Source organism: Vibrio penaeicida, assembly GCF_030689305.1.
In the GTDB taxonomy this organism is placed as follows: Bacteria; Pseudomonadota; Gammaproteobacteria; order Enterobacterales; family Vibrionaceae; genus Vibrio; species Vibrio penaeicida_B.
The window spans coordinates 164,955-176,947 of the sequence record NZ_JAUYVM010000012.1; the positions used below are offsets into that span (position 1 = coordinate 164,955).

Annotated in this window: 9 protein-coding genes; 7 read left to right on the forward strand and 2 right to left on the reverse strand. The window is 42.9% G+C overall.

Annotated features, from left to right (window positions below; genetic code table 11):
* The first annotated feature begins 35 nt into the window (after positions 1-35).
* The 6 genes from agaR to Q8W40_RS19095 all read left to right on the forward strand — a co-directional run bounded on the left by agaR (position 36) and on the right by Q8W40_RS19095 (position 8,155).
* On the forward strand, positions 36-800 hold the full coding sequence (gene agaR, locus Q8W40_RS19070; RefSeq protein WP_126608247.1) for a transcriptional repressor AgaR: 765 nt from the start codon (positions 36-38) through the stop codon (positions 798-800).
* A gap of 430 nt (positions 801-1,230) precedes the next feature.
* Positions 1,231-3,651 carry a diguanylate cyclase domain-containing protein gene (locus Q8W40_RS19075; protein ID WP_305399428.1) on the forward strand — a complete coding sequence of 807 codons (2,421 nt, stop codon included), beginning with the start codon at positions 1,231-1,233 and terminating at the stop codon, positions 3,649-3,651.
* Positions 3,652-3,761: 110 nt separating this feature from the next.
* Entirely contained in the window at positions 3,762-4,724 is a 963-nt protein-coding gene (locus tag Q8W40_RS19080; RefSeq protein WP_305399429.1) for a GlxA family transcriptional regulator, read from the forward strand.
* The gene (locus Q8W40_RS19085) at positions 4,717-5,898 is read left to right on the forward strand and encodes an MFS transporter (RefSeq protein WP_305399431.1); all 1,182 of its coding nucleotides are present in this window, start codon (positions 4,717-4,719) and stop codon (positions 5,896-5,898) included. Before Q8W40_RS19080 ends, Q8W40_RS19085 begins: the two co-directional genes overlap by 8 nt.
* Before the next feature lie 93 nt (positions 5,899-5,991).
* Complete coding sequence (locus Q8W40_RS19090; RefSeq protein WP_305399434.1) at positions 5,992-6,336, forward strand: HopJ type III effector protein; 345 nt, start codon at positions 5,992-5,994, stop codon at positions 6,334-6,336.
* Positions 6,337-6,811: 475 nt separating this feature from the next.
* Positions 6,812-8,155, forward strand: coding sequence for a GAF domain-containing sensor histidine kinase (locus Q8W40_RS19095; RefSeq protein WP_305399436.1), 1,344 nt, complete (start codon positions 6,812-6,814; stop codon positions 8,153-8,155).
* A 259-nt stretch (positions 8,156-8,414) separates the two neighbouring features.
* Here the strand turns inward: Q8W40_RS19095 and Q8W40_RS19100 are convergent, their stop codons facing one another.
* Complete coding sequence (locus Q8W40_RS19100; RefSeq protein ID WP_305399437.1) at positions 8,415-9,353, reverse strand: porin; 939 nt, start codon at positions 9,351-9,353, stop codon at positions 8,415-8,417.
* 404 nt (positions 9,354-9,757) lie between these two features.
* Between Q8W40_RS19100 and Q8W40_RS19105 the strand changes: the two genes are divergently transcribed.
* Positions 9,758-10,243, forward strand: a complete 486-nt coding sequence (locus Q8W40_RS19105; RefSeq protein ID WP_305399438.1) for a cupin domain-containing protein — start codon at positions 9,758-9,760, stop codon at positions 10,241-10,243.
* 64 nt (positions 10,244-10,307) lie between these two features.
* Here the strand turns inward: Q8W40_RS19105 and tkt are convergent.
* Positions 10,308-11,993, reverse strand: a 1,686-nt coding sequence (tkt, locus tag Q8W40_RS19110) for a transketolase (protein WP_305399439.1), incomplete at its 5' end; no start/stop codon positions are given.

Sequence of the window (11,993 nt, forward strand, 5' to 3'; positions counted from 1 at the left end):
GCGAATTTTTACTGCGAAGAGGGTAGCTTCTCAAGATGAGTCAAACGAGTAAAAGAAGGGAAAGTATACTGAATAGGCTGAATTTAAACGGCAGTGTTTCAGTAAACGAGCTATCCGAATTACACGATGTCAGCCTAGTAACAATACGGAATGACCTCGACTACCTTGACGAGAAAGGTTTGCTAATACGTTCTCATGGTGGGGCTATTCGCAATCAGTCTTCTTTGGCTGAATCATCGAACAAAATTAAATTGACACACCACACGCCAGAAAAGCTTGCTATAGCAAAAGAGGCGGTGAAACACATTCAGCCCAAAGATGCGATTATTCTTGGGGCAGGGACAACGACAGAATACATAGCCAAACTCATTGCGGATAAATCTGATTTAGTCGTGATGACAAATGGTTTGAATATTGTTTCGACTTTGTCTAATTCGTCTGGTTTGGATGTCATGATAACAGGTGGAACGTTACGTTGTGACAGCCAATCATTTTATGGTCCCCAAGCTGAGTCAAGCTTGAAAGATTACCACTTCGATAAGATTTTTATGGGTGTGGATGGTATTCACTTGGATTACGGTATTACGACACACAGTGAGCACGAGGCTCGTTTGTATCGTGTTATGTGTGAATCCATCAAGAAAACTGTGGTGGTGACCGATTCCAGCAAATTTGGAAAAGTCAGTGTGTACAAAGTGATACCGTGCAGTACCGTTGATGTTCTTATTACTGACAGTGGGATATCTGAAGAACACAAACAAGCGCTTATTGAACAAAATATAAAAGTCATTATTGTTTAGAGCAGCAAGGTCATGATACTCAAATACTTCCTTTATTTTGAGTATCATCTGTTGCCCTATGTTGGCTATGTTGCTCTAGAAAAGGTTTACAGGCGCTTACTTCCTCATAGGTTCTCTAATCCTGTTATCAGTTACCCTTCAAATTATTAACAACTCTATTCATTCTATGGCTCATTTTTGATACTTGCTGCAAGTAGGTACTCGTAAGGGTCGAATTCGTCCAATAAAAATTGGACACTGGATGCATTAACCCGAACAAAGTGTGCGCTAATGGCGCAACTTTTTCAGTGCAAACCTTTTCTTCTGCGCAAACCCCTTGTCAGTGTGAACCCATTTTGTGCGTATGAAGGTTGGGTTGGATGGTTCTGTTGCAAATATGGATGTTTGCATACGGAGTAAGTAGTTCCGATTGAGCGAGGGTTGGTACGCTATGAAGTACCTGTCAAAATACCATCGAAATAATTTCATCATACTCAGTGTGATCATTGCTTTGATCGATGTGATTTTTGTTTTCATTAGCATTAACTCGTCAAAACAGTCCCTTTCAGTCTCTATCGAAGAGCAAGCTCAGCAAATTACTCAGAGCTATCAAACCGTCTTGGATCAATCTAAAGTCGACATGAGTTTATTGGCAACAGTCATCGCCAATGATCCCAACGTAAAAAGCTTAATCCGCGAAAGAGTGAACAATCCGCAGCAAAAAGAGAATGGCAATGAGATTCTCAATGACTTGCTTCGGCAAAAACTTACCAACCAGCTCAAACCTGCTTGGCAAATGATTCAAGAGCAGTACTACATTAAAACGTTGCAAATATTTTTATCTCCAGATGCAAAAGCTTTTTTGAGGTTGGATCAACCCAGTCTTTATGGTGACTCGGTTGATGGAGTTCGGGAGACGGTAACCAATGCAATAGCCAATGCAGATGTGCAAGCTGGATACGAAGTGGGTAGAACGATTGCTGCACTTAGGGCTGTTGCCCCAGTTCTTGGAGATTACAATGAAGCGCAAGCTCATAAGGACGTAAAAGAAAATAGTTCTGTTATAGCTGCTATTGATGTCGGGGTACCTTTAAGCAATATGCTTAAACGTATAGGAGATCATATCGATGTAGAGGCGGGAGTGACACTGCGAACCTCATCTCTCGCGAAATCCATGTGGTTAGACTATCAGGAAGACTACCATCGTTTGCAATACATTGAAGGCTGCCTTTGTATCATCAAACACCAGTCCACTCCTATTTTCTCAGACTTAATTCGGCAGTTGACGGATTCATCTTTAATCAAACAAGGTTACAAACAAAACGTTGTTGAGTTTGATGGTAAACCGCTTAACGTGATTCAGCTTCCTATCATTAGCTATGCCGACACCTTAAAAGGTAGTAATGAAGAAGTAGGCAAAGTATTTTTCTGGAAAGACGCCTCGCCGCTATACGAACAGTTTTCTAAAACGGTTAACCAAGCCATGATGTGGGGGGTACTTGGTTACGTTTTGGCAGAAATCATCATTTTGTGGGCGTTCGTGGCGAGTATAAAGAACCTTGAAACGGTTATTCGTGGGCACACTGAAAATCTGGAAGATAGCCAAAGTAACCTAATTCAAGCGCAACGTATCGCGAATATAGGAAGTTGGACACTTAACTTGGAAACCGAATCGCTCTATTGGTCGGAGCAAATCTACCATATTTTTGAGCTTGAAGAGGATGAACACGAGCCATCCTATCAGCTTTTCCTTGATGTTATTCATCCGGAAGACAGAGTAAAAGTAGATCGCGCTTTTCGAGAGTCTTTAGAAAACAAAACGCCTTTTTATGTCAGTCACCGTTTGCTTATGTCCGATGGGCGAATCAAGCACGTGATCCAAGAAGGTAAAACGCTGTTCTCTGCTAATGGTCGGCCTGACGTTACTGTAGGTGCTGTTAGGGATATTACCGACACCTATGTCGCTCAAGAAAAAGAAAAGTTGGCAGCGAGCGTATTTAAGCATGTCAATGAAGGCATTTTCATCAGCAATGCAAAGTTGGACATTATTGAAGTCAATGATGCCTGCCTTATGTTTGCAGGCTCAAGTATTGACGAGTCAAAAAACGCGAATCTGTTGGAATTCCAAAATAGGTTCATGCAAGCCAAGCAATTTACTGAAATGACCCAAGCTTTGCGAAAGGAAGGGCATTGGAATGATGAAATTTGGGTTAAGCGCTCCAGCGGCGAAGAAGTCGCGCTGGACTTGAACATCAGCTCGATTCGAAATGAACATGGTCAAGTTACCCACTACGTCGGCATTTTTTCTGATATCACAATAAAAAAACGGCACGAAGAGCGCTTAAATTATATCGCGCACTTTGACTCGTTGACTGGCTTGCCAAACCGAATTCTGCTCACCGACCGGTTAAGCCAAGCTATGCTTCAAACGGAACGTTCGAAGAAACACATTGCCATTCTCTTTTTGGATTTAGATGGATTCAAAAAAATCAATGATGGCTATGGTCATCTTGTCGGTGACATGATGTTAGAACACGTTGCAGAACAGTTCCAAAAAAGCATTCGCGCTGGTGATACCGTTGCTAGGTTTGGTGGAGACGAGTTTGTTTTTGTTATTCGAAACGTATCTAAACCGTGTGCCTATGACATTCCTATCAGTCGGATACTGGAAGCGGTCGCCGTCCCTATGGTTCACGAAGGTCACACTTTGCATGTGTCAGCGAGTATTGGAATCACATTTTACCCACAATCAGAAAGTAAACTCGGGGCAGAAGCGCTGATTAAGCAAGCGGATATTGCTATGTACAAAGCGAAAGCCGCGGGCAAAAATGGGTTTAGGATTTTCGATGAAGGGTGTGTACAGGAAACATAACACTCGTCATAATCTTATGTCCGAAATGATCTGATATTCGTCGTTGTGGACAACCATGATTCAATTCATACTTCTAAGTGTTAGAGAGAAATCGAGCACATGAGGTATGAATGAAAAAAATAGGGATTTTTGCTTACCCTGGTTGCCAAAGCCTTGATGTAATCGGTCCTGCGGAAGTATTTTCCTCTGCCAATAAGTTCAATGAACATCCTGCTTATGAAGTCATCATTTTTTCATTCGAAGAAGGAAAATTGAAGTCGGATGGTGGTTTAACGCTTTACGCTGAAAAAAGCTGGGATGATCTGGATGAGCTAGACACGCTTATCATTCCAGGTGGGAATCAATCTCGAACGTATTTGGGGCGTGAGGATATTTGTGAATGGCTTCTCGCTAGAGCGGAAAATAGCCGACGTGTTACTTCAGTTTGTACTGGTGCGTTTTGGTTAGCTGAAGCAGGTATTCTCAACAATAAAAGCGCGACAACCCACTGGCGACACTGCGATGCTCTTCAAGAGCGTTATCCACTTATTCGTGTAGATTCGAATGCGATTTACCTTCATCAAGGTAAGGTATCAACCTCTGCCGGTATTACAGCTGGCATTGATCTTTGCCTTTCTCTTGTCGAACAAGATTTGGGCTATGCGACTTCCGTTGCAGTTGCGCAGGAGCTTGTGGTTTTCTATCGAAGACCAGGAGGTCAGTCTCAATTTGTCTCGTTGCAAATGGCTCAAAGCTCAGGTGATACACGCGTCGCCAGTGCGATTCGCTATATTCATCAGCATTTAAAAGTGGATATTCGAGTTGAGGATGTTGCTTCCCATGTGGGATTAAGTAGCCGTCAACTCAACCGTATTTTCCAGTCAGATATTAAATTAAGCCCAAACCAATATGTGGTTAAAGAGCGTTTAACTCTAGCTTGTGACCTATTAAAGAACAGCGATTTAACACTGGATCGAATTGCTACAGCCGCTGGGTTAGTCAGTGGCGATAACTTGAGAAATGTTTTTCAACGTCAATATGGTATAAGCCCAATGGCATACCGTCAGCGATTTAAAAGGAATATAAATGAATAAGAATGTTTGGCTTTTATCTTTGTGTCAGGCATTGCTCATGACGGGCAACATAGTATTGATTTCTGTTGTTGGTCTTATCGGAAAAGAGATTGCGCCGAGTTCAAGTTTGATTACTTTACCTGTCGGTCTGCAGTTCCTAGGGCTCATGGCTGCGACGATCCCTGCTTCTTTGATCATGGGAAAATTGGGACGAAGAAAAGGTTTCAGTTTAGGGAATATTATTGGGATTTCTGGCGCGCTATTGGCTACGTTCGCGTTAAACCAAACCAATTTTTGGCTATTTTGCGTCGCGACTACTTTGCTAGGTATCGGCATCGGGTTCGGGACACTCTATCGATTTGCGGCTATTGAAGTCAGTGATGAAAATGCCCGCCACAGAGCAATATCTATTTCGATGGCTGGTGGTGTTTTGGCGGCTGTGCTGGGCCCGAATTTGGCGGTAATGTCTCACACCATGTTTCCCGAGGGGCTATATATAGGGGCATTTGGCGCCGTCTTGCTACTCAATATCATTGCTTTGATAGTATTACAGACGATAGGTTTTCCTGCTCCTCAAGAACACAAGAGCAATGAAGTGAGCGATTCCATTCACACGATCATTAAACAGCCAAACTTTATGACCGCTGTATTTGCTGCAATGGTGTCTTACGCTGTGATGAATCTATTAATGACAGCAACGCCACTTGCTATGCTTGGGTGTGGATTTGATTTCACCCGAGCGGCTGGAGTCATCGAATGGCATGTATTAGGTATGTTCGTTCCTGCATTTTTCACAGGGCGCTTGATCGAGAAATTCGGTGCTCGCGCGATGATTGTGACGGGTGGATTTATCTTTATTGCGTGTATTGCTATTAATGTCCACGGGCAATCCATTTGGCACTTTACCACCGCGTTAATTTTGCTGGGTGTTGGGTGGAATTTCATGTTTATTTCGGCAACGGGGCTGTTTAGCCAGTCTTACGCCAATAAAAATCGCTCAAAAGCACAGGCATTTAATGAATTTTTTGTATTTGGGTGTGTTGCGATAACGGCAATGTTGTCTGGCTGGCTAGAAGCAACGATAGGTTGGCAGAAACTTAATCTCTATGTGGCGCCATTCGTCGTGGCAGTGTTGATAGTGTTTATCTTTAATGCAAGGAAAGTTCACAAATCCAATAAGGCGCTAAGTGGATAGGGGACAAAGGTTTGAGTATTTGGGCTGGCTGGGTATACTGCTCAGCCAACTAAACCTTATCAAATTTAGCTAGCTACAAAAGGAATTTTATCCATGGATTTACAGGATCTTCTTACTACGTTATCTGAGTCTCCAAACTCTGTTCAATTTGCAGATGTTATTTCAGTGATTGAATCAAACTACGAATTCACGCCAACCGAATTTCAAAATGGCGAGACACTGAATGAAGTGGGGCAAAACAACGGTTCGTGCAAGATCTTTGCGTTTGCGAAGATTCAAGATTTAGACCCGAAGAGCACACTTTCTTGCTTTGGCGATTTTTACCGTAAAGATGTACTAGAGAATCCAGAAGGCGATGATCATCAGAACATTCGGAACTTTATTAAATTCGGATGGGAAGGTATCCGCTTTGAAGGCCAAGCCTTAGCAGAAAAATAAGTTCCATTTTTTGTTTTTGATAACAAGAAAAGCCGGATAGACAAACAAAAGGGTTATATCCGGTAACTCCCCATAAAAAGCTACATCGTCATTAATAAAGAGTGATTTTCTCTCTACTAAAGTGTCCTACTGAAATTGTTACGTTCGACGCTCATTCCTGTCAGAGCATAACCAATGCATTGAACACCGTTGAGGTAGGATTGAAACTAATACCAATTGTAGTAAGTAATTACTCATTCTAGCATGTTAAAACACTCGATAACTGCATTAAAAAATTTTATTGTAGAATAACTACTTATCGAAATTTTTTGCCTTGTTCTCAAGCGTTTTTCCTTCGCTATTTATGAACACTTACTGTGATTGTTATAAACCCAATAGAAAGCAGGTTGGCGGGTCAATAATCGGTCGTTGAAAATATTCACAATTGAGCTAATTTTAAAAGTAAAGGCAATTAATTAAATATTGAGTATTTAATATGGATAAGATACTAGAGAATAAACGTTTAGCTGAATTAGAACGGTTTGAGATACTGGATACGCCATCTGATGGCGCATTTGACAATATATCAGCACTTGCAGCCTATATTCTAAAAACACCTATAGCTATTGTCAGCCTAGTAGACAAAAATCGAATTTGGTTTAAGTCTCACCATGGTTTAGAGGTTAATCAAATTGACAGAGAGCCAGGTCTCTGTTCCTCAGCTATCATGGATGATAGTGCCTATATTGTCCGTGATGCCAAGGTTGACCCACGTACACTGTCGAACTCTCTAGTGGCTGGTGAGTTTGGCTTACAATTCTACGCTGGCGTGCCACTTAAAACGTCTACAAACTGCAATTTGGGAACGCTATGTGTTATCGATTTTGAACCAAGAGAAATCACACAAGAAGAGATTGACTTATTGGAAAAAATGGCCAAATTAGTGATGGATCAAATGGAGCTCAGGTTGGCTAGTCGAAAAATTTCTGACCTACACCAAGAATTAATGCATGAGACGCATGAAAAAGAAAAAGAGCATAAAGAAAAAATATCTTCGCAGAATAAATTAAACGAATCTCAAATAGCGTTGGTACGAGAAGAAAAAAAATCTGCATTAAACTCAATGATCACAGGCATTTGCCATCACATCAACACTCCTTTAAGTAACCTTTCCTTATCTTTAGAGTTAACGCGCGAAAATACTAACAAATTAATGAATAATACAAGCGTTAGAGAGGGTAAGGTCGCATTTCGTAAAAGCGATCATGATGCGTTAAATGGATCAATGGAAATATCAAGTCGAGCAGAAGAACAAATTAGGGCAATTATAGATCGTACTAAGTTTCTCAACCCTCAGGAACTTTCGATCGTTGCTGATAACATAAAGTTTGAAGAAGTTGTAAAGTTTTCCTTGGCTTACCTACGACAACATCGCGTTTCACCTATAAATTTAATTAAAAATTATAAAAGTGATATAAGTTTACTTACCTCTCCATACATTTTAGCAACTGCCTTGAGCATTTTATTTGAAAATGTGATAGATCATGCCTTTACGGATCAGCGCGAAGTCAGTATTTCTATTTCTATACAAAGCCGTGCAAATGGAGAATTTGCCATTCAAATAGAAGATTTCGGGGTAGGTATACCTGAAACACAAAGTAACCAAATATTTGACCCATTTTTTTCTGGAGAATTGTGCCGAGAGCATCATGGTTTGGGTCTGGCTATTTGTAAAACTATGTTGGAGGAATTATTAGGTGCGTCCATCACACTATTAAATAAAGAGTCGTCGGGCTGTTTATTCGAAATAATCTTGCCTCCTACTAGCGATATGTATTAGTAAAGTAACTTACCTGACTCTAACTGTATCTCATCATTCCATATCAGATATTTCATTTAATTTAGAAGACCACCAAAAAAGGGATGTTTACAAGCAGAAAAAAACCGGATAGACAAAGGCTCTATCCGGTCAGAAGGCAGTGGATTAATTGCTCTTCAAAATGAAATTTAGAAATTTAAAACCATGGAAAGGTTTTCGTTAACTTTGGTTATGCGCATCGCATAGATTCAATGCATTACTACAGAGAACCTACTACGCATTAAAAGTTAACAACGATACCTGCAGTCGCGCCTGACTCGAAATCACCTTTCGCTTCAGTATCTAGCTGAGAGTACTCAACAAATACCGTTGTTTTCGAACCTAGTGCGTAACCAACACCCGCGTAAAAACCTGAGTCTGTTGGTGCGTTATCTTCATCAACTTGGCCGTAACCGCCATAGATGCGTGTTGCATCGATGTTGTACTCACCGCCTAAGCGCCAAGCCATTACGTCTGTGCCTGCTTGATCTTCCATAGAGAAGTCTGCACCCACTTTAAACGCTTTGAATTTGTAGCTCGCGCCTAAGTTGAACCCAGAGAAGTTGACGTTGTCAGCATTCACTTTTTCATCTTGATAGTCGTAAAAACCAGCGGAAAGACCAAGACCCATAGGAAGGTCATAAGCACCTGCGATAGTAAAACCACTGCGCTTGTTGTTGTCTGCTTGTGCGAATTGGTAAGTCACACCTGCCGTTAAGTTTTCAACTAAGTTAGATGCTGTGAATTTTACTATACCGTTATCACGACCACGATCTTCAAGGCTTTGAGAGTAGCCATACCACTCATCGAATCCGCCACGGAAAGACACGTCATCAAAAATGGTAGTTTGACGACCAAATGTCAGCGTACCAATGTTGGTGAACTCAAGACCTGCGTAGAAATCACGAGAAGTGAATGCTGTGCCTGCGTCACCGTATTGAACTTCGAAGCGACCGATGGCTGCGACACCTTCAGTTGCTTGATGCTTAGCAGTAAAGCCAAGGCGAGAACCACCATCGTTGATAGAAGATTCAGAGCCAGTGCCGTTATCTTCAACTTGCATAACGGCAAATGCACGACCGTTAACTTCAAGAGTAGAACCATCATTGTTGTAAACTTCTGCTGCGTTTACAGAACCTGCCGCTGCCATTACAGCCACTGCCAAAAGAGTTTTTTTCATAATTAATCCATTTATGTTCAAAAGAATTCGGAGAGGAAAGGTCTATTACCCATGCTAATTGCCTGATAAAAAATGACTTCCCCTCAATTCGAACGACATACTGAAACCAAAACATTATAAGGTCAAGCGTTCTATATGCTGAAGTATTGAGCGCATGAATGATGGAGCGGATAGATTGCACCTTAAACTAATGGGATGGCATCCTGTTAAAAATACCTTTCTATACAAAGGAGTAGAGTACTTCCAATTAAACTGGATTACATTCTGTTTGGTGTGTTGGTTTAAGGTCTTTCATTCTGTAAAGTGTTTTGAAGAATGTGATACACGTCACTTTAGGGTTTGGTGTTCTGTATATTCTGTATGTTTGGATATGATTCAAAGAAATATGCACAAGGGAAGCATGTATGAAAAATGGTTTGATAAAAAAACAAGAAATAGACGAATTTGAAGGAACAGATAAAACGCATTTTTTAAATAAAAATGCTCAAAGAACCAATAAGTCACTTGGGGACTTGGTTGGAATAAAAGGCTTTGGATTTGACATTGTTGAAATTGAACCCGGCTTTGAATCCACGGAACATCATGTTCATTATTTTGAGGATGAATGTGTTTATGTACTTGAAGGAAAGGGAACAGCACGGATAGGGGATGAAAAGTTCTCAATTGAAGAAGGCGATTTTATTGGGCACCCCGCTGGTGGAGAAGCGCATTCTATTATCAACGAAAGCGACATAACGTTACGTTGTATCGTTGTTGGGCAGCGGCTCGATCACGACGTTGCGGACTATACATGGATGAAAAAGCGAATATATCGCAACAAAGGGATGCCTTGGAACTTGGTTGATTTAGACAATATTGATGAACCTATGGGATCGGTAGGTCAAAAGTAAAAATGCCCCACTCACAAGAGCAGGACATTGAATCGATAACAGAATCTGGCGTAAGCCTGACGAATTAAGCCAACAGTTCGTTAGCGGTCTCGACTACGTTTTCAACCGTGAAGCCGAACATCTTGAACAGCTCGCCCGCTGGTGCAGATTCGCCGAATGTTGTCATACCGATGATACGACCGTCGAAGCCCACGTACTTGTACCAGAAGTCTGCAATACCGGCTTCCACTGCAATACGAGCGGTTACGTCTGAAGGCAATACTGATTCGCGGTAAGCGGCGTCTTGCTTGTCGAACGCATCGGTTGAAGGCATAGAAACGACACGTACTTTCTTGCCTGCTGCTGTCAGTTGCGCTGCGGCTTCGATGGTTAACTCAACTTCAGAGCCCGTTGCAATCAAGATAAGCTCTGGCTTGCCATCGCTGTCTTTCAGGATGTAACCACCTTTCGCGATATCAGCCACTTGTGCGGCATCACGCTCTTGCTGTGCTAGGTTCTGACGAGAGAAGATAAGCGATGTTGGACCGTCTCTGCGCTCAATCGCCAGTTTCCAAGCGACTGCTGATTCCACTTGGTCACATGGACGCCATGTGCTCATATTTGGCGTTAGGCGTAGAGAGGCGATTTGCTCAACCGGTTGGTGAGTCGGACCGTCTTCACCCAGACCGATAGAGTCGTGCGTGTACACTTGAATGTTCTGCACTTTCATCAGTGCCGCCATGCGCATCGCGTTACGTGCGTATTCCATGAACATAAGGAAAGTCGCGCCGTATGGTACGAAACCACCGTGCAGAGCTATACCGTTCATGATGGCTGTCATACCGAACTCACGTACACCGTAGTGGATGTAGTTGCCCGATGCGTCTTCCGCCGTCAGTGATTGAGAGCCCGACCACATAGTCAGGTTTGAAGGCGCAAGGTCAGCCGAGCCGCCCATGAATTCCGGCAAGATAGCCCCAAACGCTTCCAACGCATTTTGCGACGCTTTACGTGACGCAATGTTAGCAGGGTTAGCTTGAAGGTCTGCAATGATTTGGCTTGCTTTCGCTTCCCACTCTGCAGGCAGTTCGTTGTTTACTCGACGTTTGAACTCGGCGGCAAGCTCTGGATATGCTGCTTCATAAGCTGCAAATTTCTCGTTCCACGCTGCTTCCTTAGCTGCGCCTGCTTCTTTCGCAGACCACTCTGCGTAAACTTCCTGCGGAATTTCAAAAGGACCGTGCTCCCAACCTAAAAACTCACGTGCTGCTGCAATTTCTTCATGACCCAATGGCGCGCCGTGACAGTCGTGTGACCCCGACTTGTTTGGCGAACCGAAACCGATGATGGTTTTGGTACAGATAAGGGTTGGACGTGGGTCCGCTTTCGCGGCTTCAATCGCTGAGTTGATGGCGTCGGAATCGTGACCGTCTACCGCAGGAATGACATGCCAGCCGTACGCTTCAAAACGCTTAGGGGTGTCGTCAGAGAACCAGCCTTCCACTTCACCGTCGATAGAAATGCCGTTGTCGTCCCAGAACGCAATCAACTTGCCCAGACCTAGCGTGCCTGCAAGAGAACATGCCTCGTGCGAGATACCTTCCATCAGACAACCATCACCCATGAAAGCATAGGTAAAGTGGTCCACGATGTCGTGACCGTCTTTGTTGAACTGCGCGGCAAGCGATTTCTCAGCCAGTGCCATGCCCACGGCGTTAGTGATGCCCTGACCAAGCGGACCTGTCGTGGTCTCGATGCCTGGGGCGTAACC